The following is a 22,474-nucleotide window of genomic DNA, read 5'->3' as shown; positions in this document are numbered from 1 at the left end:
GTGAAGGTCGTACTGTTCTGCGGCGGTTACGGCATGCGCATGCGCAACGGAACCGAGGACGTCATCCCCAAGCCCATGCAGATGGTGGGCCCGCGCCCGCTGATCTGGCACGTGATGCGCTACTACGCGCACTTCGGGCACAAGGACTTCGTACTGTGCCTGGGCTACGGCGCCACCCACATCAAGAACTTCTTCCTCACCTATCAGGAGTCGGTGTCCAACGACTTCGTCATCCGCGGCGGCAGGGTGGAGCTGCTGCAGTCCGACATCAGCGACTGGACCATCACTTTCGTCGACACCGGGGTGGAGTCGCCGATCGGTGAGCGGCTGCGCCGGGTGCGCGGCCACCTCGAGGGCGAGCAGTACTTCCTGGCCAACTACGCCGACGTGCTGACCGACGCCCCGCTGGACGAGATGATCGGGCAGTTCCAGGATTCCGGGGCGGCGGCGTCGATGATGATCGTGCCGCCGCAGTCCTCCTTCCACTGTGTGGACGTGAACTCCGCGGGCGAGGTCAAGAACATCACCCCGGTCTCGCAGCTGCCGATCTGGGAGAACGGCGGCTACTTCGTGCTGACCCAGGAGATCTTCGACCACCTGCCGCCCGGCGGGGACCTGGTGGAGGACGCCTGCGGCGCGCTGGCCGGGCAGGGCCGGCTGTTCGGGTATCAGCATCACGGCTTCTGGAAGCCCGCCGACACCTTCAAGGAACGCGCCGAACTCGACACCGGTTATCAGCAGGGCGATCGCCCGTGGATGGTGTGGGAGCGTCCCGGCGCATGATCGATTTCGACACCGGCGCGATCACCGAGATCGCGCTACTGGCCGCCCATTGCGATGATCTGGCCATCGGGATGGGTGGCACCCTGCTGACGCTGGCGCAGGCGCGCCCCGGTCTGCGGGTGCGGGCGCTGGTGCTGACCGGCGCGGGCACCGAGCGGGCCGAGGAGGAACGCGGCGCGCTCGAATCCTTCTGTCCCGCAGCGGAACTCGACCTCACCATTCTCGACATTCCCGACGGCTACGCCCCCGCGCATTGGGCGCGGGCCAAGCAGGCGGTCGCCGCGCTGGCCCGCGACGGCGCGGCGCAGGTGGTCTTCGCCCCGCATCGCGGCGACGCCCACCAGGACCACCGGCTGCTGGCCGAATTGGCTCCGGGCGAGTTTCGCGACCATCTGGTACTCGGCTACGAAATTCTCAAGTGGGAGACCGACACTCCGCAGCCCGCGGTGTTCCATCCGCTGGCCGCGGGGCTGGCCGAGACCAAGGCCGCTTTGTTGATGAAACACTATCCCTCGCAACGTAATCGGGATTGGTTCGATGAGGAGTCCTTCCTGGCCCTGTCGCGGTTGCGCGGGGTGCAGTGCCGCGCCCGGCACGCCGAGGCGTTTCTGCTCGAGAAGGCCACCATCACTTTCGGAGGTGCATAGTCATGCGGGTGCTCGTCACCGGACATCAGGGGTATCTGGGGACGGTCATGGTGCCGTTCCTGCAGCAGGCCGGGCACGATGTGACCGGTTTGGACACCGGCTATTTCGCGGACTGCGTACTGGGCGACGCTCCGCCCTCGCCGCCCGCCATCGACGTGGATCTGCGCGAGGTGACCGTCGATCAGCTCGCCGGGTTCGACGCGGTGGTGCATCTGGCGGCGCTGTCGAACGATCCGCTGGGCGCGCTGGCGCCCCGGATCACCTACGACATCAACCATCACGCCTCGGTGCGGCTGGCCCGGCTGGCCAAGGAGGCCGGAGTGCGCCGATTCCTCTACGCCTCCACGTGTTCGGTGTACGGCGCGGCCGGTGACGGCCTGGTGACCGAGGACGCGCCGCTGCGTCCGCTCACCCCGTACGCCGAGTCCAAGGTGCGGGTCGAGGACGATGTGGCCGCCATCGCCGACTCCGGCTTCTCCCCGGTGTTCCTGCGCAATGCCACCGCCTTCGGCTTCTCACCGCGCCTGCGCGCCGACATCGTGCTCAACAACCTGGTCGGGTACGCGGTGCTGACCGGCGAGGTCAAGGTCCTCTCCGACGGCACGCCGTGGCGGCCACTGGTGCACGCGCAGGACATCGCGCTCGCCTTCGCCACCTGCCTGGACGCCCCGATCGAGGCCGTGCACTGCCGTGCCTACAACGTGGGCGCCGAGACGAACAATCTGACGGTCGCGCAGATCGCGCGGGCGGTGGTCGACGTGGTCCCGGAGTCCACGCTGGCCATCACCGGCGAGAGCGGCGCGGATCCGCGGTCCTACCGCGTCGATTTCGGCTACGCCCGCGAGGAATTGGGTTTCGAGGCGCGCTGGAGCATTCCCGATGGCGCGGCCGAGCTGTATCGCGAGTACATCGCGCGCGGGCTCACCTCGGAGGCCTTCTTCCGGCGCTTCACGCGCCTGGCGCACCTGACCTCGCTCAAGGAGGCCGGGGCGCTCGACGACGAACTGCGCCGGATCAGGACCGGGGTGTGAGGTGATGGGCGGCGAGCAGCTCGCGCCACGATCCCGCACCCGCGTCCCGCTCCGAGACCACCGTGACCGGCTGCGGCCAGGCGATGGCCAGGTCGGGATCGTCGTAGGCGACACCCAGGTCCTCGGCCGGGTCGTGCGGGCGGTCGATGCGGTAGCAGACGTCGGCGACCTCGGTGAGGGCCTGGAAGCCGTGCAGGAAGCCCGGCGGCACGTAGAGGTGCCGGAAGTCGTCGTCGTCCAGCAGGAACCCCTGCTGCGCGCCGAAGGTAGGCGACTCGGGCCGGATGTCGATGAGCACGTCGTGCACGGCGCCGTGCGCACACCGCACCAGTTTGGCCTCGCCGCGGCCGGAGCGCCCGTGCATTCCGCGCACCACGCCGCGGCGCGAGCGCGACTGCGAGTCCTGCACGAAGCTCGCGGCCGAGCCCGGCCGGCCCAGGTGCTCGTCGAATTCCTCGGCGTCGAAGGTGCGGGTGAACAGCCCGCGATCGTCGCGGAAGGGTTGCGGGATCAGCAGCAGGACGTCGGCGAGGTCGGTCGCTTCGATACGCACCAGGCCATGCTGCCATGACCGGGGCGGAGGAGCAGGCCGCGTGGACGGAACCGGCCCGGGGATGCCGCGGCTGCGGGCACGGCCCGCTGCTCCGGGTGCTCGATCTCGGGAAAATGCCTGCGGCGGACGACTTTCCGAGTCTGGACTCGATATCCGGCGGCGACGAGGCGACGCATCCGCTGGCCATGGACCAGTGCGCCGGCTGCGGGCTGGCGCAGCTGGCCGAGGACGACACGGTCACCGCCGAACCGCGCGGCGTGGAACCCCGGGCGCTGCGGGATCAGGCCGCGGACGCGGTGTCCCGGGTGGCCGCCGGGGGCTGGCTGCCCGGCGGCGGCACCGTGCGCGAGTTCGGCAGCCCGCACGGCGGCAGCTGGCTGCCGCTGCTGACCGACCGCGGCTACTCCATCACCCAGGACCCCGCCGACGTGGTGGTCGACTGCTTCGGCATCATGCACGAACCCGATCAGCGCGCGGCCTTCGCGCGGCGGGCGGCGGCCACGGCGCCGGGCGGGGTGCTGCTGGTGCAGTTCCACTCGCTGCGCGCCATCGTCGAGCAGGGGCAGTGGAACGCGTTGCGGCACGGACATTTCGCCTACTACTCGATGGACTCGCTGCGTGCCCTGCTGCGGTCCGTGGGCCTGGCCGCGGTGACCGCGTGGGAATTCGAGCTCTACGGCGGCACCGTCCTGGTGGCCGCGGTTCACGCCCCCGCCGACGCCGACCCGGCCATCGCCCGAATTCGCGTCGCGGAGGCGGCTGTCGCGGACCCGGCCGTGGTGCGCGGGCTCCAGTCGGCCGCCGATCACCAGGCGCACGCCTTGCGTGCCTGGCTGGATGCGGAGAATGCTTCCGGCAGAATCGTTTACGCCTACGGGGCGGCCTCCCGCGCGGTCGCCCTGCTTCATCTCGCGGGCGCGCGCCGCGGGCTGCTGGCCGGGGTGGCCGACGCCTCCCCGGGCAAGCAGGGCCGCCGCATGCCCGGAACCGACATCCCGATCATCTCGCCCGCAGAACTCGTTGCGGCGCAGCCGGATCGGGTTCTGCTGACGCTGCCGGACCTGCTCCCCGAGGTTTCCTCCCGGTGGCCCGAACTCGACGGGAAGTGGGTGATCGACGTGCGGGAATCGCTATGAAACCCAGCAACTCTCGTCCGGCGGCGGCATGAGGGCGCCGGGCACGCGACTCGTCGGTCCGTGAGCGCGATCATGCGATCGCGGCCGCACACAGAGTAATCGAGTGGAATAGTCTCGGCGTGGGGTAGATCACCGGTCGAGGGGGACGGGTGGACGTCCATCCGCGCCCTGGGTACACAGGGGAATCATCAAGCGAGCGTACGCAATTACGCGGCAACACCTGATGAGGGAATGGGAACAATCATGCGCAACACCAAGACCGTGCTTTCGCGCACGGCCGCCGTCGCGATCGCGGGCACCATCGGCGTCGTCCTGAGCGGCGGCGCGTCCGACGCCGCCATCGACGGCGACAATTTCGTCGTCGATCAGCAGGGCCGGACCGTCGAGGCCCTGTCGGCGGACACCCGTATCGATTTCGTGCCGCCGCTCGACGGCAATCCGCTCACCCGCGAGTGGTTCCACAGCGGCAAGGCCTGTTTCAACGTGGCACTGCCCGCCGGCGATCGGTGGAGCGGTCACCTCACCATGGGCTACCAGGTGGGTTATCCGGCCACCCTGTCGGGCAAGATCTCGTTCCAGTACCAGACCCCGGGCCTCGAGCTCGAGATCGGCGGGGACGGCCCCAAGGTCGACGTCTACAACCTGATCCCGACCCTGGGCGTGCAGCTCGACGTCGGTTTCGGCCCCGGCATCCAGTCGGTCGACGTGGCGGGCGGCGATGTCTCCGGCACCGACGGCTGCATCATGATGTCCGGCTTCCACGGCACCGTGACCGGTGTGCTGGGCACCACCACCATCCGCCCGTTCGTGCGCCTGGTGAGCAGTTCCGGTGACACCGTGGTGGCCTACGGCCCGCTGGCCCGCATCTGATGCCCCCGGGTCCGGGCGGTCTCGCGCCTCGCGACCGCCCGGACCCGTGGATCGGATCACGGTGCGACGCATCATCGGATCATCGTGCGACGCAACGTTGTCCGCGCGCCTCGTCCCCGCTCAGTGCAGGAGATCGGGGCGGCGCAGCGCGGTGGCGACGGTGCGCACACGGACGCGTTCGGCGGCGGCGCGGGCCAGCCGCCAGTCCCCACCGAGCACCGTGCCGCGGCCCACGTATTCGGGGTACTCCGACCCCAGCCGGTGATGGAAGCGCAGCATCTCGGTGAGCTTGCTGACCGTCGAGGTCCGGCTGCACAGGTTGAAGCTCGAATTGCGCCAGGCCGCCAGGATTTCCGGCGTGCCGAAGAAGTCGCCGAAGGCGCAGACGCGGGCGAACAGGTCCACGTCCATGGGGAAGACCAGGTCGCCGCGGAAGCCGCCCACCCGGTCGAAGTCCTGGCGGCGGAAGACGGCCGCGGCGGTGGGCCCGAAGTCGGCGGGGCCGCGGTGCACGATGGTGCGCATGAGGGCGCGGGCGTCGCGGCGGCCCAGCAGGTCGGGCAGGCCCAGGTCGCTCTCCTCGACGAGGCCGTTCTCATCGATGACCTGGAATTTCGAGGAGCAGATGGCGATGCCGTTGTCGGCCATGATGTCCAGTTGCCGGTCCAGCGCGCCGGGCAGCAGGATGTCGTCGGCGCAGACGACCTTGACGAAGCGGCCCGAGGTCAACGAGACGGCCTTGTTCCAGTTCTCGCCGATGGGCAGGGTTTCCTGATTGCGGTGGATGACCACCCGCGGGTCGTCGAAGGATTTCGCGATGGCGCCGGTGTCGTCGGTGCTGGCATTGTCCAGGACGACGACCTCGATGTCGGTGTCCTGGTCCAGGATCGAGCGCAGCGTGGTCTCGAGGGTGCGGCCGGAATTGTAGGCCGGGACGCACACCGAAAGGTTCTTCATCATTCCCCCTGAATTGGTTCGGCCCGTTCGCCGGGTGAGCCCTCACCTCCCGCCACGAGCCGGAACACCCGATCCAGGCCCGCACGGCCGGCGTCGATCTGCTCAACTGCTTTCTGCTGCAGGGTATCCCGCAGCTCGGGCGCGGACTCCCACAACTGTCGAATCGCACGCGTCAATTCGGCGTCGAGATTGTCCACGTCCAGGTGCACGATGCGCAGTCCGGCGGCCGTGGCGGCGTCGAACATGTCGGCCAACCCATAGAATTTGTCGTCGTAGTACTGCGAGGCCGTTACAGCCACGGCCGGAATACCTTGGGACAGCGCGAAAACCGCGAGGTGGTAAGCGCTGGTCACCAGGACCCGGCAGCGCGAGACCTGTCGCGCCACGTCCTGGGCGGTGCCCGCACGACCGATGACGGGGCGGGTCCGGGCGGCGCCCTCGAGCAGCGGCAGCGTGTGGCGGCGGTCCTCGTCGTCGTATTCGGAGATGATGAGCGGGGCCAGCGCGGTATTCAGGGCGGCGGCCTCGCGGCGCAACACCTCGCCGAGGGTGTCGCGGGCCGAATCGGTCACCTTGGAGTAGTCCGAGATCCGCAGGCACAGGCCCAGATCGGTGCCGATGCCCGGGCGGCGCAGCCGGTAGGAGAACTCCACCGCGTCGTCGCCGGTGACCAGGATCTTGTCCTCGGGCACGCCGAGCTCGGCCAGCAGTTTGGGCCCGCGCCGACCCTCGCGCAGGGCGATGAGGTCCGCCCCCGGCAGCACTTCGGCCGCGCGGCGCAGCAGGTCGGCATCGCGCATGGGGCCCAGCCCCTGCCCGATCATGACGTTCGGAATGCCGTGGCGCTGAGCGGCTTCGAGCAGGTTGAGGGTGCGATGCGCCTGATACAGGTCGACATCGGTCATGTACCCGCCGCCCTGGGCGATGACCAGGTCCGCTCCGGCGAGCGCCGCCGGCACCGGCGGTAGTTCCGGAAGGCCGGCCGGTTCGGGCTCGGGCGCTCCGGTGGCGAGCGCGTGCACTTCCTTGCGTGCCCAGTTCTTCACGCCGCGTAGATAGTGTTTGGGCACCTCGGTGGCCGATCGCCAGCGCAGCGCCGCCGGGCCGAGCACGTGTACCCCGGCGGTCTCCTCGAGCCGTCCCGCGAGCCCGTCGCGCCCCCATGGCCCGCCCGCGTGCGCCACCACCGGCTCGGCCTGCGGCAGCACCCCGCGCAGGATGTGCGGCTCGTCGGTCAGCATGCCGATGCGCGCGTGCGGCCACTGCTCCCGCAGTCGTTCCACGGTCATCACCATCATGGCGATGTCACCGCGATTGCGGAGCCAGTACTCGCCGTTGTCGACGAGCACCTTCAACGTCCCGGCACCATCCCCCGCGCCAGAGTTCCCCACGCGATTCCTTCCGACGCCCGTTCCGAGCACGAATCCGGTGCGAATCTATCGCACGGCCGGTCCTTCGCGCTACAGGAGCGAAGGGCCCGCGCAGCGCCAAATCGATTCGCCCGCAAGATCATAACTGGGCGCACGACCATTTCGGTCAGCTCGGAAACAAGGGGCTGACCCACTTGCTGCACAGCCACTTTCCGTCCACGTAATCCATCGACATGGTGATGTTCTGATGCTTGGCCTTGTCGGGGGTGTTCTTGGTGGCGGCGGTCAGCTCGGTGATGTCCGCCGCCAGCTCGTAGTGGGTGCCGCCGCCGGAGGTCACCGTGCACGCCGCGGTGTCGGACCAGGTGTGTTCGGCGTCGTTCTCGAGCAGCAGCCGGATGGTCGGCAACAGCGTCTGGGCCTGCGACTTCCACTGGCCGGTCGCCCCCGCGATCACCTTGGCCTGCCAGCCGTCGCCATCGCCGTAGTCGTAGGAGCTCATGAGCTTGCCGTAGTCACAGGCGGTTTGGACCGCGGCCTCCTGCGACGCGGCCGCGGGAACCGGCGTCCGACCGTCCGGGCTGCCACCGCCGGTGGCCACGGAACGGAACGCGCCGGTGCCGAATCCGAGGCCGACACCGCCGGCCACCACCAGCGCGACGGCGAAGGCCGCGATCAGCCGCTTGCGACCGCGACCCGAGGCGGGCGCGGCGGGCGTACCTGTCGCGAACCGATGTGCGGCACGATCCATTTCGCGCGGTCCACTGCCACCCACGATCGGATAGCGCGGTCCCGACCGCGCATCGAGCCGGGTCGGCATCTGCTCGAACCGCTCCCGCGTGGAGCCGGGCTGCCCGACCGGGCCGGGCTGGGTCGTCGCCCCGGTGAAGGTGACGGGGACCTCCTGCCGCATCCACGGCCCGTGCGCCCTATTGGTGGCGGTGAGCGCCGCTTCGGCGGCGGCGGCCAGTTCGCCGCAGGTGCCGAAGCGGTGGTCGCGGTTCTTCGCCAGCGCGCGTTCGATGACCGCGTCGAAGGCCGGGGGCACGGCGCCGTGCACCTGGCTCGGCCGCGGAATCGGCGCGCCCAGGTGGGCCGCGACCAGCTGCGCCGTGCTCTCCCCCGGATACGGCAGCTGCCCGGTGAGCATGTGGAACAGCGTGCAGCCCAACGCGTACACGTCCGCGCGGTGGTCGGTGTCGCCACGCAGCTCGAACTGTTCGGGGGCGGCGTACTGGAAGCTGGCGTACATCTCACCGGTGCGGGTGAGCGTGCTGGTGTGGTCGACCGCTTTCGCGATCCCGAAATCGGCCAGGAAGACCTGCTGTTCGGTCCCCCAGGCCAGCAGGATGTTGGCCGGTTTCACGTCGCGGTGCAGCACACCGGACCGGTGCGCGTGGTCCAGCGCCCGCGCGGTCTCGCGGATGATCCGCACCGCGTGGTCGGGGCGCACCGGGCCGTCGCGCAGGATGGCCGCCGCGTCGGTGCCCTCGACGTACTGCATGGCCATCCAGAGCCGGTGGTCGTCGTTGCCCCGCGCGTACACCGCGACGATGTTCGGATGCGACAGCCGCGCGGCGGTATCGGCTTCCCGCAGGAAGCGGGCCCGCACCTCGGGATCGTCGGCCTTGCCCGCGGCCAGCAGTTTCAGTGCGACCGATCGGGGCAGGTCGCGGTCCTTGGCGAGGTACACCTCGCCCATTCCGCCGACGCCGAGCAGCCGTTCGATGGTGTACCCCGCGAATACCTGCCCTTGCGCGAGTGTGCGCCCCACAGCCTGCCTGCCCTCTCCGACCACATCATTCCCGCCGATCACCGTAACCCAGATCCCGTTCGGCGACGCGGGCGTTAATCACCCGACATACTTTTCCGAATGGAAGTGAATTACTTATTTTGTGTCACAACATAATTCGACATTCGTTCCGGCCCGCCCCGGCAGGATTTGAATCTTCTCACCATGCGGACTGGTCAGTTGATTGATTGCCGTCCGTTAACCCTCCTCCACCCCCGGAATTGGCATACACTTGCGCTGCAAGAGCGTTCGGATCGGGATGTCGGTCCGAATGTGGGTGACGGACCCGGGGGTGAGGGTTTTGACACGGCCCATTCGGGTGTTCATGACGGGGTCGGAGTGGTTCAAGGCCGCTCACGGGGGACTGAATCGGTACTTCACCGATCTCTATCAGGCGCTCGCCCGCGACAGCGGAATAGCGCTCAGCGCACGAGCTTTCGGCGACGCACCCGCCGGGGCGCACTCCTGGGGACCCACGGGCGGCTCCACCCTCGATCGCGCCCGCACCGCGTTCCTGGATCGGGACGCGCTCACCCGCGACACCGTGATCGACCGGCACTTCTGCCTGTACGGTCCGGCCGCGGTGCGAAACCCACTGGTGGTCCATTTCCACGGACCGTGGGCCGCCGAGAGTCGCATGGCGGGCGAGGGTCCGCGCGCGGTCCGGGCCAAGTACCTCGTCGAGCGTTCGCGCTACGCCCGCGCCGACCGATTCATCGTGCTGTCCGACCATTTCCGGCGTTTGCTCGTCAGCGACTACGGCATCCGCGCGGACAAGGTCCGGGTGATTCCGCCGGGCGTCGATCTGGACCGCTTCACCGCCACCGAGCCGGAGGCGAACTCCGGGATCGTGCTGTGTGTGCGGCGGCTGGAGAAGCGCATGGGCATCGACGTCCTGCTCCGCGCCTGGTCCGCGGTCGCCGCCCGGCATCCGGACGCGCGGCTGGTGATCGCCGGAACCGGAACCGCCGAGACCGAATTGCGAGCACTGGCGAGGAGCCTGTTCGGCGAGGACGCGCACTCCCCCGTCCGGTTCACCGGCACGGTGCCGGACGCGGAGCTCACCGACCTCTACACCCGGGCCGATCTCACCGTGGTGCCGTCGCTGGCTCTGGAGGGCTTCGGCCTGATCGCCCTCGAATCCCTCGCCGCCGGACGCCCGCCCGTCGTCTCCGACTGTGGCGGCCTGCCGGATTCGGTCCGGGACCTCGACCCCTCGCTCATCGTCCCGCCGGGCGATGCCGAAGCGCTCGCGGCCCGGCTGGTCGCGGCGCTGGAGGGTGTGCGGCCGGATCCGAAACAGTGCCGCGCCCATGCCGAGACGTTCTCGTGGGCCGTCGCGGCCCGGCGGCACCGTGACCTGTACGCGGAGCTCACCGCTCGATGAACGCGTTCGAGGCCGTCTTCCTGGCACACACCGCGGCGCCTTCCGGGGCCGAACTGGCGACCCTGCGCCTGGTCTCGGCCATGCCGGCCGGTTCCACCGCCGTGGTGTACACCGAGGACGGCCCGATGCTGCGGCTGATGGCCGAGCGCGGTATCGAAACCCGCGTCGTGCGCAATGGTTTCGACTCCCGCACCATGACCATCGACAAGGCCGGTGTCCGCAGCCTGCTGGTCGGCGCGACGGGCCTGCTGCGCCTGGGCTGGACCCTGGGCGCGACCGTGCGCGAACTGGAGGCCACGGTCCTGGTCGCGGGCAGCACCAAGGCGATGCTCATGGGCGCGGTGGCCGCGCGCCGGGCGGGGGTGCCGCTGGTGTGGCATGTGCACGACCGGGTCTCCCGCGACTACTTCGGCCGCGCGCTGGCACTGATCATCCGGGTGCTGGGCTGGGTGGTTGCCCGCGGCGTCATCGCCAACAGCCGCGGCACCCTGGCCTCGCTCTACACCTGGCGCCGCCGGGCCGTGGTCGCCTACCCGGGCGTCGAGTTTCCCGCCGGTGACGAATCCGTGGAATTCGCCGGCGATTCCGGGATCCTCGGCGACGCGCGCCCGCAGGGTCAGCGTCCCGCCACCGAGACCGTCATCGCCGTGGTCGGCCGCCTCGCCCCGTGGAAGGGCCAGGATCTGTTCCTGCGCGCCCTCGCCGATGTGAGAACCCTGCCGCGCGAGGTGTTCCTGGTCGGCGGTACGTTCTTCGACGAGCAGTCCTACCGCGCCGAACTCGAGATGCACGCCACCGCCCTCGGCCTGCCGGTGACCTTCACCGGCCACGTGGACGACCCGGAATCCTATCTGCGCCACGCCGATATCCTCGTGCACTGCTCGGTGCTGCCCGAGCCATTCGGGCAGGTCGTGGTCGAGGGCATGCGGGCGGGCTGCGCCGTCATCGCGACCCGGCCGGGCGGCCCCGAGGAGATCATCGACCCGGGCGTGAACGGCCTGCTGGTGACCGCCGGAAACCGCGCCGAACTGACCCGCGCCCTGGACCGCCTGATCGCCGATCGGGAACTGCGCGCCAAGCTGGCCGACGCCGCGCGACTGCGGTCGCGGGACTTCGACGTGGCCGCCTCGGCCCGGACTGTCACCAACTTCCTCACCGGCCTGCCCGGAAAGCGGTGGCGTCGTGGATGATCCGACCGACCCGTTCCCCTACGACCCGCCCACCGTGCAGATCGAGAGTCTCGGCACGCTGGGCCGGTTGCGGCAGCGCCGCCACCTGCGGCACCGCATCCCCGAGGGCGACCACCAGGCCACCGCCTTCGAACATGACGAATCACGCCGCGACCACGGCCCGGCCGCACACCGGCCCGCCCGCGCCGGCGCGCCCGGGCACGAGAGCGGAACCGGTCGCGGCCCGGGCGGATTCGACCGCGGGCCCGCGTTCGGCCGGGCGTCGTTCGAGGAGACCCGCGCCGCCCGCTACGCGGCCCCCTCGCGGGGACCGGTGCTCCCCACCTTCTACGGCGACCCGGTCGAACCACCGACCGTCCGGCTGCCCGTCATCGTCCCGCAGCGCGACGCGTCGGGCGCGTACCGCCCCGCCGACGGCGAATCCGATTCCGCCGCGGATCATTCCACCGACACCGGTAAACACCGTAGACAACCGTCCTCGGGCCTGGGCGGCATCGGCGGCATCATCCGCGACATCGGCCTGGTGACCTTCGGCAAGTACGGCCAATACGTCATCACCCTGGTCACGGTCCCGCTGCTGGCCCGCATGCTCGGCCCGCACGGCACCGGCCTGCTGGCCATCGGCATGTCCTCGTACTTCATCGGCTCGCTGGTGGTCGACCTCGGCGTCACCTCGTTCCTGGCCGCCAAGGTCCCCGAGGATGATCCGGGCCACCGCGAGGTGAACCGCCTGCGCGGCACCTATCTCGCCATCCGCGCCACCACCCTGACCATCATCGGCGCGGCCCTGCTGGCCACCATGACCGTCGGGGTCTCCCCCAAACTGCACATGGTGCTGCTGGGGCTGTTCGCCGGCGGCTTCTGGTCGGTGTCGGAGGACTGGCTCCTGATCGGCCAGGGCAGGTTCGGGACCTCCACCATGTATCAGGGCGTGGGGCGGATCGCCTATCTGGCGCTGCTGGTCGGGCTGCTACCCCGTTTCCCGAGCGCGTCCATGGCCGTGCTGTGCCTGCTCATCTCCTCGATCGCCACGGTCTCGCTGACCTGGTGGGATTCCTTCCGCCGGTTCGGCCCGCCCGCCCGGCCCTACGGCGTGACGGCCGTACTGCGGATGGCCGCACCGATTTTCACCTCCCGGCTGCTGGTCACCGGTTACGGTCAGGGTTCGGCCGCGGTCTACGGCGCGGTGCTCGAGGCGGCGTCGCTGGGCCTGTACTCCGCGGGCGACCGCCTGGTCCGCGCCATCCAGTCCACCCTGGACCCGATCGGTTTCGCCCTGCTGCCGCGCATGGCCCGGCGCAGCGGCGACGATCAGTTCTGGCGCAATCAGATTCAGATGATCGTCGGCTGCGTGACCCTGGCCTGCCTGGCGGTGGTGGCGGTCTGGATCCTGGCGCCGACCCTGATCCACCTGATCTACACCGACGACTTCACCGGCGCGATCTCGCTGCTGCGCGTGGAGATCCTCATTCTGCCCGCCACCACCATCACCTCGTATGTGACCACCGCCGTCCTGCCGGTCAAGCAGGACACCATGGGCGTGCTGATCGGCGCGATCATCGGCACCTGCGTCGCGGCGACGGCCTTGGTGGTGGCCATGCGCACCGGCTCGGTGTGGAGCCTGGTCTATGGCACCGTTTCCGCGGAATTCGGTGTCGCGCTGTGGTACATCATCCGGGTGCGCTGGCTCATGGTCCGGGAACGGGCCCGGCGGGACGGGCCGATCGAACCGGCCACCGCACTGCTGACCAAAGGGGATGTGGCGTGAAGGTTCTCTTCGTCGGGGATGACTGGGTGGGCAGCAACGCGCGCTCCCTCGCCGACGGATTCCGGCAGGCCGGACACGAGGTGGTCGTCATCGACACCACCGCGGTGACGCTGCCCGCCCGCCTGTCGCCGCCGTGGGTGTACTCGAAGTTCGCCCACCGCCGCGCACCCTGGGATGTCGAGGCCCTGCACCGCGAGATCGACAGCGCCGCACAGACATTCGCGCCGGATGTGCTGTTCGCGTTCAAGTCCGTGCACCTGGATCAGCAGCGGCTGCTCGGCGCCCGCGCCGGTCTGCATGTGCACTACAGCCCCGATGACGTCTCCAATCCGTACAACACCAGCCCGGAATACCTGGCACACGAGTCCGAATGGGACCTCATCGTCACCACCAAGTGGCACAACGTGCCCGAGCTCACCGCCCGTGGCGCGCGGCACGTGAAATTCGTTCGTAGTGCTTATGATCCGGCGCTGCACCACATCACCGCCCGCCGCACGGTGCGCCGATTCCTGCTCGGCTTCATCGGCGCGGTCCGGCCCGATCGTGAAGACCTCCTGGTCTCGCTGGCCCGTGAACATCACGGGGACATGCTGCTGCGCGGCCCCGGCTGGCGGCGGGTGCGCGCGCTGTGGCAGACCGGCGCGGACGTCGGCGGCGCGGTCTACGGCGAGCACTTCTCCGCGGCCGTCGCCGCGGTCACCGCCAACCTGGTGCTGCTGAACTCCGACAACCGCGACACCCACACCTGTCGCACCTTCGAAGTCCCCGCCGCGGGTGGGCTTTTCGTCGGCGAACGCACCGACGAGCACGCCGAACTGCTCCAGGACGACGCCGAGTGCTACCTGTTCTCCGGCCCCGCCGAACTGCGCGAGATCCTGCGGCGCTGCACCAAGTATCCCGAGCAGGCCGCCAAGGTCGCCGAGGCCGGGCACCACCGCATCGTCACGGGCGCGCACAGCTACGCCGACCGCGCCCGCGAGATCGTCGACGCCCTGGCATGAACCGCGCGGTCCGGGCGAAAAAGACCTTCCCGCAAGCGGGTAACGCCGCGACCCGCCCGGCGGACATAAGGGGGTGATGGGAGAGTGATGACCTCCGCTCAGTTCGCCGTATTCCTGGTCGCCGCCGCGCTGGCGACAATCGTCGTGGCCGCGATGTTCCTGCCCGGGGTCGCCCGGGTGTTCCTCATCGCGCAGACCGCGCACTGGTCGCTGTCGTTCATCGCGCGGCCGGTGGTGCTGCTGTGGGTCGAACCCGTACCCGGGTTCGGCGACAATGTGCCCGATCCGCGGCTGTACGAGTACGGCTACGACGACGGCATCGCGGCGGTGCTGCAGCCGGTGATCTTCGGCCTGTGGTTCTACGCGGGCCTGATCATCGCCTACGTCCTGTGGGTTCGGTCGCGGCCGCCGCGGATTCCCCCGCGCACAGCGCCTTTCGCGGGGGATCCGGTCTTCACCCAGACCCTGTTCCTGCTCTACGGCGTCGGCACCCTGGGCCGGCTGGCCGCCTACGCGACCGGCTCCACCGGCAAGGCCGGTGAACTGGAGAGCCCTAATCCGCTGATCAACCTGGTCACCATTCTGGCCACCCTGGGCGCGGTCGGCCTGATCGTGTTCTTCCGCAGCGACTCCGGCCGCACCACGCTGCTGGTGGTCGGCGCGCTCGTCGGCGGTGAACTGCTGTGGACCGCGACCGTGCAGTCCAAGACGCCGATCATGGGCGCCGCCCTGGCCATCGCCGTGCGCTTCGCCATGACCGGCTGGACCAGGCGCACTGTGGTCGGCGTGCTGAGCATCATCGCGCTGGCGCTGGGCGGCTTCGGCTGGCTGCAGTCGCTCAAGACCGATTCCGCCGCCAAAGCCGAAGCGGCGCAGGTGGATGCGCAGTATCCGGCGGTGGTGCACCCGTTCCTGAGCATGCTGCGTCGCTTCGATCTGCTCGAGGCCGCCACCGACGCCTGGTTCGCGGGCCCCCACTCGTGGCTCACGCCGCAGCAGGTGGCGGTGCACGCCTTCCAGAGTCTGATTCCCACCCAGCTGCTGGGCGCGGAGAAGTTCCGCTCCGGCGCGGCCTGGGCCGAGCAGGTGCGCGGCGGGTCGGTGGACATGTCGACGGTGGAGGTGTCGCTGGCCGAGGGCAATATCAACGAGGGCTATGTGCTGGGCGGCTACCTCGGGGTGGCGGTCGGGGTCACGATCACGTTCGTGCTGCTGCTGATCTGGATCCGGGCCCTCTACAGCAAGTACCTGGCCATGGCCATTCTCGGCTTGTCGGTGATCGAGGTGCCCGTGCTGTTCGAGCGCGGCATCCTCGGCACCGTCGAGATGCTCGGCAAATACCTGCAGGCCGTGGTGCTGGCCTGGACGGCGTATCTGGTTGTTGGTGAATTCCGAAGACGAGTGGAGCAGCCGCCGGGGGTCGGTGTTCCATCCGGGAAAACGAGGACAGCGCAATGGGTTTGATCGACTACTGGCGACTGCTGCGGCGGCGCTGGCCGATAATCGTTGCCGCGGTGGTGATCTGCACGGGGGCGGCCTACGGGTACGCGAGCACCCTGCCGACCGAGTACACGGCGACGAGTTCGGTGTATGTGTCCATGGCGACCGGAACCTCCGTCAACGACTCCTATCAGGGCGGGCTGGCCGCACAGCAGCGGGTGCGCTCGTACGTCGACCTGGCCAATTCCGTCACCGTCGCCACCTACGTCCACGACCAGCTGGGCCTGAAGGCCTCGGTGAACGATCTGCGCGGCCGCATCTCCGCGGTCTCACCCCCGGCCACCACGATCATCGTCATCACGGTGAAGGACTCCACCGCGGCCGGAGCGCGCGCCCTGACCGACGAGGTGGTCTCCCAGTTCCGGGCGCTGGTCTCGCGGCTCGAGGTCACCCAGACCGACGCGGCGCCCGCGGCCCGCGCCGAGGTGATCGACAAGGCGCAGACCCCGACCCAGCCCAGCGCCCCGCAGAAGAAGCGCTTCTACATCCTCGGCGTGCTGGCCGGGCTGATGCTGGGCGTGGGCGCGGCGGTGGTGCGCGACAAGCTCGACAGGCGGGTGCGCACCTCCACCGAGCTGGAAGCCTTTCTCCCGGTGCCGATCCTGGGCATCGTGGACGACGGACGGCCCGGCGCGGCCGGGGAGCTCCGGCGGCTGCGGACCCGGCTCACCGAGGATCCCGAACTGGTAAGCCTGCTACTGACCTCGCTGTCCCCGCATTCGGAACCGGACGTGGCGATCGGGCTGGCGCGCACCTTCGCCGACACCGGCGCGCGGGTGGTGCTCGTCGACGCCGACACCACCGGGCACGGGTCCACCCGGCGCACGCCCGCGGCCGCGGCGGCCGGGCTCTCGGAACTGTTGCGCAGCAACGGGAATCCTTCGGTCGCGGTCATGCCCTGGCCCGAGGTGGGGATCAATGTACTGCCGCTGGGCGGCGTGGATTTCCGCACCCCCGACCTGCTCGACTCGGAGCGGTTCGCCGACATCATGTCCAAGCTGCGCAGCGAGTTCGACCACATCATCGTGGAGTGCGCGCCGGTGACCGCGGCGGCCGACGCCATCGCGCTGGCGCGGCGCTGTGACGGCACCATCGGCGTGATCGAACTCGGCCAGACCACCTCCAATCAGGTGCGCGGCGCGGTGGCGACCTTCGGCCACGACAACAAGCGGATGATCGGGACCGTGGTGTTCTCGCGGCCGCACAAGAGCGTCGGAGAGTTGGTCCGCCATCCCCTCGATCTGGTGAAGCGGTGATCGAGGGCGGCGGGGGGTCCGACCAGGCGGGACCGGACGGCGAGGCGAACACCAGCAGCGGCGTGCGGCGACGGCGCATGCTCATGGCCGGGCTGGGGGCCGCGGTCGTCCTGCCGGTGGCGGCAGCGTGCTCGAGCGGGGATTCCGGGGACGGCACCGAGTTCCGGTCCCCGCACGTCACCGATCAGCCCTCGGCCCGCAATGTGAAGGACTTCGGCGCGGTCGGGGACGGGAAGGCCGACGACACCGAGGCTTTCGAGAAGGCCGCGGCGGTGAGCGGGCGTCCGCTGGTGCTCTACATTCCGGCCGGTCAGTATGTGCTCACCCGCTTCCCGGCGCTGTCGGACTACGCGACAGTGCTGGGCGACGGCGCGGATGTGACCACCATCAGCTACGACGGCGACGACACCTTCATCGCATTGCAGCGCAAACAGCGGGTCCGCTTCTCCCGCTTGGGTTTCTACTTCTCGGGCCCGAGGGCCACCGCCGTGCGGCTGTCGGAGTGCTTCCGCTGCACCTTCGATTCGGTGGTGCTGCGCGGCAATCACCTCAGCGACAACGCGCCCCGGTTCCAGGAGCAGCGCGGACTGGTGCTGGACCGCAATACCGGCGGCACCACCGTCATCAATTCCGACATCAACAATTTCGGCTACGGGATCGTCACCTCCTGCATCCAGAACTACGTGACCTCGTCGAAGCTCACCAACAATCGCATCGGCGTCCTGGGCACCGGCGGCGATCACAATGCCGGATTGGCCATGGCCAATGTGGAATTCGTCTCCGACAACGACCCCCGCACCACCGACAAGCACGTCTTCGTCGACGGCCCGGCCAATGACTGGTGGCTGACCAATGTGTGGTTCGAGGGGGCCGACACCGCGCTCGCCATCGGCGGCCCGGCCGGCGGACCCGCCCAGTTCGGTCTGGTCAACTGCAAGGTGGCCGCGCGCAAGGTGTGCCTGGACCTGATCCGCTGCCGCCAGCCGTATCTGGCCAATGTGCAGTTCGATCCGGATCTGGACGCACCGCCCATCGAGGTGCGGGTCGATCCCAAGGGCGTGTCCGAGGGCACCGCCATCAACCTGATCTCCGGGTCGTTCGAGGACGTGGACCCCAAGTCCTTCCCCGACGGCTGGCACGTGATCGGGCGCGGGGCGATCCACGGGGCCCGCTTCGCCGGAACCACGGTGGCACAGGCCTTCCAGCCCGGCACCGACATCTTCCAGGTCCAGGACCGCGACGGCACCGTGCTGTCGGCCGTATTGAACAGTGGGGCTTATCTTTCCGATCGCAGCGAAGGGGGAATCGTGTTGAAGGACTCGGCCGGGGTGTACTGGCGGATGTCGGTGGGGACCGACGGCGCGGTCAAGACCACGTCGCTGGGAAAGCAGCGGCCACACTCGTGAGCGGGCCGCCGACGGCACTGCGTCTGGGACCGGCGCGATTACACGGCAGCACCCTGCTGCTGCGGCTGCCGCGCTACACCGACTTCCCGCAGTGGCGGGCGCTCCGGCTGCGGGATCGAGCCTTCCTGGAACCGTTCTGGCACACCTCGCCCCTGTGCTGGGCCGAAAGGCACACCGAGAAGGCCTGGGTGCGTGAGTGTCTGGAGGCGGCCACCAATGCCCGCACCGGCCATCGGGTGGCCACCGTCATCGAGATCGACGGCCGCTTCGCCGGGCAGGTGGAGATCGGCAATATCGACGATCGGGCCAAGCAGGGCGAGATGGGGATCTGGATCGACGCGCGGCTGGGGCGGCGCGGTTTCGGCGGCATCGCGGCGGGCCTGATCCTCGACTTCGCCTTCGACGCACTCGGTTTGGAGCGCGTGAACGCGCCCATCTCGCCGGGGAACGCGGCCGCCACCAGTGGCGCGGTGCAGATCGGGTTCGTGCGCGAGGGCCGGATGCGGCTGCACTTCGATGTCGGCGGGGCGCGCGCCGATCACGATCTGTGGTCGATGACGCGGGCGGAGATCCCGCCCAAGGGCTTCACCGAGATGTGGACCGAACGGACCCTCGAACACCGCACCCCGCCCGCGCCGCCCGGTAGGCCCGAGGACACTCTGCCCGACCCGGTAATGCCCGATACCGCCATGGTTTTCGGCGTCCAGGCCCGCTATCGCGCCGGGCAGGCGTGGCGAGCCGCGCGGCAGTTGCTGCCCGCCCGGCCGGTGACCTTGCGGCTGCCCGGTCACGACGGGGTGGTCTTGCGTTCGGCGCGGCCCGCCGACGGCCCGATGCGGGCCGCCGCGGTGCGTAACGCGGGACCCGTGGCCGCCGACGGAATCGGTAGCAGCGGAACGGCGTGGCTACGTGAAATCGCCCTCAGCGCAGCGGGTGTCCGCTCCCCCGCCGGTCTGCTGTTCGTCCTCGACGTCGCGGGCGCCTACGCCGGCACCGCCCGGCTGTTCGACCTCGACCTGTTCGATCGCAATGCCCGGATCCAGCTGTGGGCCGATCCCGCCCGCGCCGACGACGCCGTGCGCACGGCCGCCATCCGGGCACTGCTGGGCTACGCCTTCGACCGGCTCGGACTGTTTCGGGTCAGCACGGCCGTGGCGGCCGCGGACACCGCGTCCGCCGCCGTCGCCGCCGACGCGGGCCTGCACAAGGAGGGAACCATGCGCAGTTACACCGGACTCGACGGACACCGCGGCGACCACGACCTGTGGGCCATCACCGCCGGGGGTGATCACCGTGCGTGACTACCGGCGCAGCAATGCGATGCAGGCCCGCCTGCACGAACTGGTGCCGGGCGGCGCGCACACCTACGCCCGCGGCGCGGACCAGTATCCCGAGGACATGGCCCCGATCCTGGTGCGCGGCAACGGCGCCCGGGTCTGGGACGCCGACGGCAACGAGTACGTCGAATACGGCATGGGCTTGCGCTCGGTGACCCTGGGCCACGGCTTCGCGCCGGTGGTCGAGGCGGTGGCGCGGACCATCGCCGACGGCGTCAACTTCTCGCGGCCCACCGAGCTGGAACTGGCGGCGGCCGAGGACTTCCTGCGTCTGGTGCCGGGCGCGGACATGGTGAAGTTCGCCAAGAACGGTTCCGACGCGACCACCGCGGCCGTGCGGCTGGCGCGCGCGGCGACCGGGCGGGAGAAGGTCGCGATCTGCGATCAGCCGTTCTTCTCGGTGGACGACTGGTTCATCGGCGTGACGGAGATGAACGCGGGGATCCCGGCCGCCCCGACCGTGAAGTTCCGGTACAACGACCTGGAATCGCTGGAAGCCGTGCTGCGCGGCGAGGACATCGCGTGCGTCGTCCTCGAACAGGCCACGGCCCTGGCCGATCCCGCGCCGGGCTTCCTCGAAGGCGTCCGCGCCCTGTGCGACGGGTACGGCTGCCTGCTGATCTTCGACGAGATGATCACCGGGTTCCGCTGGTCGGCCGGTGGGGCGCAACAGCTCTACGGGGTGGTGCCGGACCTGTCGTGCTGGGGCAAGGCCATGGCCAACGGCTTCCCGCTCTCGGCGCTGGCCGGGAAGCGCGAATACATGGAACTCGGCGGTCTGCGCACCGACGCGGACCGGGTGTTCCTGTTGTCCACCACGCACGGGCCGGAAACCGCGTCGCTGGCGGCCTTCCGGGCCGTCGTCCAGGCCTACCGCGACGGTGATCCCGTGGCGCGCATGGAGGCCTCCGGCAGCCGCCTGGCCGCCGGGGTGAACGCCATCGCCGCCGATCTGGGCATCGCCGACCATCTGGAGGTGGCGGGCCGACCATCGTGCCTGGTGTTCCTCACCCGGGACCCGGAAGGCGTTCCGTCGCAACCTTTCCGGACGCTGTTCCTGCAGGAGCTGCTGGATCGCGGGGTGCTGGGCCAGTCCTTCGTGAACTCGGCCGCCCACACAGCCGCCGATATCGACCACACCGTCGACGCCTGTCAGTCGGCGGCCACGACCTACCGCAAGGCGCTCGAGCAGGGCACGGTCGCGGGGCTGCTCGCCGGGCGGCCGGTGGCCCCGGCACTGCGGCGCACGGCCGCACCGCGCCGGCTCGCGGATTGATCGAGGAGTTCTGATGTCGGCACCCCGGATCGCGCTGGTCCACGAACGCTTCACCGAATACGGCGGCTCCGAGGCGGTGGTCGCGGAGTTCATGAAGACCTGGCCCGGCGCACCGGTTTTCGCGCCCATCACCGACCCGCGGTGCACCCGCACTTTGCTGGAGGCCGCGGGACTGAGCCCCGGGACTTCCGGCACGGGTGGCCCGGGCGCGCTGTCCACGCCGGCGAGCGAGCTGGTGCGCGACACCTGGCTGTCGCGGGCCTACGCGGCCGGCGGGCGACGCTCGCACGCCCCGCTGCTCCCGTTCGCGCCGAGGGCCTTTCGCGCCCTCCCGCTCGACAACGCCTACGACGCGGTCGTGGTCAGCCATCACGCCTTCGCGACCCAGGCCGCCTTCGCCACCGCCGCACCGGTCATCGCGTACGTGCACAGTCCGGCCCGCTGGGCTTGGGACAGCGCGTTCCGGGCCCGCGAGGCGGGCGGGCGGGCCGGGCAGGCCGTGCTGACCGGACTGGGCGCGCTGGCCCGGCGCAACGAACTGCGGGCCGCGCCCCGGCTCGCGCACGTGGTCGCCAATTCCCAGGCGGTCGCCGATCGGGTCCGCGACTGGTGGGGCCTGCCCGCGTCGGTGGTGAATCCGCCGGTGCGCGTTGCCCGTTTCGCCCCCGATCCGAGTATCGAGCGCGAGGACTTCTTCCTCTTCGCGGGCCGCCTGGTCCCCTACAAGCGACCCGACCTCGCCATCGCCGCCGCCCAGCGGGCCGGGGTGCGGCTGGTCATCCTCGGCGGCGGCCGCTACCGCCAGCAGCTCGAGGCGATGGCGGGCCCGGAGACCACCTTCCTCGGCGCGGCGCCCGATGACGTCCTGCTCGACATGTACCAGCGCTGCCGCGCGCTGCTCATGCCGGGCGTGGAGGACTTCGGCATCGTCCCGGTGGAGGCCATGGCCTGCGGCGCGCCGGTGCTCGCGGTCGGCGCGGGCGGCGCGCTGGACACCGTGGTGCCCGGCATCTCCGGCGAGCACGTCCCGGCCGGGAACGACGCGGAGGTGACCGACGGATTCGCGCGCGCCATGCGCGATTTCGACCCGGCCGCCTATCACGCCGACACCATCCGCAAGCATGCCGCCACCTTCTCCCCGGAGACGTTCCGCACCCGAATCGCCGACATTGTGTCGCGCAATTCCCGCTGACCGACTATTCATGGATCTGCAA

At 70.0% G+C, this 22,474-nt stretch carries 19 protein-coding genes; 15 read left to right on the top strand and 4 right to left on the bottom strand.

The features are described 5' to 3' along the window. The 3 genes from ACFYTS_RS14750 to ACFYTS_RS14740 are packed head-to-tail and all read left to right on the top strand — an operon-like array spanning nucleotide 1 to nucleotide 2,461. On the top strand, nucleotides 1-783 hold the full coding sequence (locus ACFYTS_RS14750; RefSeq protein WP_387304348.1) for a glucose-1-phosphate cytidylyltransferase: 783 nt from the start codon (nucleotides 1-3) through the stop codon (nucleotides 781-783). Continuing rightward, nucleotides 780-1,430: a PIG-L deacetylase family protein gene (locus tag ACFYTS_RS14745; protein ID WP_387304345.1), complete on the top strand. Its 651-nt coding sequence runs from the start codon at nucleotides 780-782 to the stop codon at nucleotides 1,428-1,430. The genes ACFYTS_RS14750 and ACFYTS_RS14745 overlap by 4 nt, the downstream gene beginning before the upstream one ends. A gap of 2 nt (nucleotides 1,431-1,432) precedes the next feature. Further along, a complete protein-coding gene (locus ACFYTS_RS14740; protein WP_387304342.1) occupies nucleotides 1,433-2,461 on the top strand; it encodes an NAD-dependent epimerase/dehydratase family protein in 1,029 nt (342 codons plus the stop codon). Here ACFYTS_RS14740 and rfbC read toward each other — a convergent pair. Next, nucleotides 2,445-3,014, bottom strand: a complete 570-nt coding sequence (rfbC, locus tag ACFYTS_RS14735) for a dTDP-4-dehydrorhamnose 3,5-epimerase (RefSeq protein WP_387304339.1) — start codon at nucleotides 3,012-3,014, stop codon at nucleotides 2,445-2,447. The genes ACFYTS_RS14740 and rfbC overlap by 17 nt on opposite strands. Nucleotides 3,015-3,028: 14 nt before the next feature. Here rfbC and ACFYTS_RS14730 point away from each other — a divergent pair, with 14 nt between their 5' ends. Together ACFYTS_RS14730 and ACFYTS_RS14725 are read left to right on the top strand one after the other, a co-directional pair. Next, nucleotides 3,029-4,150: a class I SAM-dependent methyltransferase gene (locus ACFYTS_RS14730; RefSeq protein WP_387304336.1), complete on the top strand. Its 1,122-nt coding sequence runs from the start codon at nucleotides 3,029-3,031 to the stop codon at nucleotides 4,148-4,150. A 243-nt stretch (nucleotides 4,151-4,393) separates the two neighbouring features. After that, the gene (locus ACFYTS_RS14725; RefSeq protein ID WP_357277481.1) at nucleotides 4,394-5,020 is read left to right on the top strand and encodes an MspA family porin; all 627 of its coding nucleotides are present in this window, start codon (nucleotides 4,394-4,396) and stop codon (nucleotides 5,018-5,020) included. Between the two features lie 120 nt (nucleotides 5,021-5,140). Here the strand turns inward: ACFYTS_RS14725 and ACFYTS_RS14720 are convergent, their stop codons facing one another. From ACFYTS_RS14720 to ACFYTS_RS14710, 3 genes are all read right to left on the bottom strand, one after another. After that, nucleotides 5,141-5,980, bottom strand: coding sequence for a glycosyltransferase family 2 protein (locus ACFYTS_RS14720; protein WP_387304333.1), 840 nt, complete (start codon nucleotides 5,978-5,980; stop codon nucleotides 5,141-5,143). Next, nucleotides 5,977-7,368, bottom strand: a complete 1,392-nt coding sequence (locus ACFYTS_RS14715) for a polysaccharide pyruvyl transferase family protein (RefSeq protein WP_387304330.1) — start codon at nucleotides 7,366-7,368, stop codon at nucleotides 5,977-5,979. The genes ACFYTS_RS14720 and ACFYTS_RS14715 overlap by 4 nt, the downstream gene beginning before the upstream one ends. 145 nt (nucleotides 7,369-7,513) lie before the next feature. After that, nucleotides 7,514-9,121, bottom strand: coding sequence for a serine/threonine-protein kinase (locus ACFYTS_RS14710; RefSeq protein ID WP_387304328.1), 1,608 nt, complete (start codon nucleotides 9,119-9,121; stop codon nucleotides 7,514-7,516). A 343-nt stretch (nucleotides 9,122-9,464) separates the two neighbouring features. Here ACFYTS_RS14710 and ACFYTS_RS14705 point away from each other — a divergent pair, with 343 nt between their 5' ends. The 10 genes from ACFYTS_RS14705 (at nucleotide 9,465) to ACFYTS_RS14660 (ending at nucleotide 22,452) form a co-directional block, all read left to right on the top strand. Further along, complete coding sequence (locus ACFYTS_RS14705; RefSeq protein ID WP_387304638.1) at nucleotides 9,465-10,526, top strand: glycosyltransferase family 4 protein; 1,062 nt, start codon at nucleotides 9,465-9,467, stop codon at nucleotides 10,524-10,526. Then, entirely contained in the window at nucleotides 10,523-11,716 is a 1,194-nt protein-coding gene (locus ACFYTS_RS14700) for a glycosyltransferase family 4 protein (RefSeq protein ID WP_387304325.1), read from the top strand. The genes ACFYTS_RS14705 and ACFYTS_RS14700 overlap by 4 nt, the downstream gene beginning before the upstream one ends. A 484-nt stretch (nucleotides 11,717-12,200) precedes the next feature. Then, nucleotides 12,201-13,484 carry an oligosaccharide flippase family protein gene (locus ACFYTS_RS14695; protein WP_357278140.1) on the top strand — a complete coding sequence of 428 codons (1,284 nt, stop codon included), beginning with the start codon at nucleotides 12,201-12,203 and terminating at the stop codon, nucleotides 13,482-13,484. Then, nucleotides 13,481-14,485, top strand: a complete 1,005-nt coding sequence (locus tag ACFYTS_RS14690) for a glycosyltransferase (protein WP_387304322.1) — start codon at nucleotides 13,481-13,483, stop codon at nucleotides 14,483-14,485. The genes ACFYTS_RS14695 and ACFYTS_RS14690 overlap by 4 nt, the downstream gene beginning before the upstream one ends. Nucleotides 14,486-14,572: 87 nt before the next feature. Continuing rightward, nucleotides 14,573-15,949 (top strand): hypothetical protein, encoded by a 1,377-nt coding sequence (locus ACFYTS_RS14685; protein WP_357277493.1) that lies wholly within the window; start codon nucleotides 14,573-14,575, stop codon nucleotides 15,947-15,949. Beyond that, nucleotides 15,940-17,241 (top strand): Wzz/FepE/Etk N-terminal domain-containing protein, encoded by a 1,302-nt coding sequence (locus ACFYTS_RS14680; protein WP_357277495.1) that lies wholly within the window; start codon nucleotides 15,940-15,942, stop codon nucleotides 17,239-17,241. Before ACFYTS_RS14685 ends, ACFYTS_RS14680 begins: the two co-directional genes overlap by 10 nt. Nucleotides 17,242-17,318: 77 nt before the next feature. After that, on the top strand, nucleotides 17,319-18,647 hold the full coding sequence (locus ACFYTS_RS14675) for a glycosyl hydrolase family 28-related protein (RefSeq protein ID WP_387304635.1): 1,329 nt from the start codon (nucleotides 17,319-17,321) through the stop codon (nucleotides 18,645-18,647). Beyond that, nucleotides 18,644-19,948 (top strand): GNAT family N-acetyltransferase, encoded by a 1,305-nt coding sequence (locus tag ACFYTS_RS14670; RefSeq protein WP_387304319.1) that lies wholly within the window; start codon nucleotides 18,644-18,646, stop codon nucleotides 19,946-19,948. The genes ACFYTS_RS14675 and ACFYTS_RS14670 overlap by 4 nt, the downstream gene beginning before the upstream one ends. Before the next feature lie 19 nt (nucleotides 19,949-19,967). Continuing rightward, entirely contained in the window at nucleotides 19,968-21,260 is a 1,293-nt protein-coding gene (locus tag ACFYTS_RS14665; protein WP_387304633.1) for a glutamate-1-semialdehyde 2,1-aminomutase, read from the top strand. A 13-nt stretch (nucleotides 21,261-21,273) separates the two neighbouring features. Further along, complete coding sequence (locus ACFYTS_RS14660) at nucleotides 21,274-22,452, top strand: glycosyltransferase (protein WP_387304317.1); 1,179 nt, start codon at nucleotides 21,274-21,276, stop codon at nucleotides 22,450-22,452. Nucleotides 22,453-22,474 lie beyond the last annotated feature (22 nt).

It is taken from the genome of Nocardia sp. NPDC004151, from assembly GCF_042874235.1.
Lineage (GTDB): Bacteria > Actinomycetota > Actinomycetes > Mycobacteriales > Mycobacteriaceae > Nocardia.
This window is presented reverse-complemented; position numbering and strand designations above follow the sequence as displayed.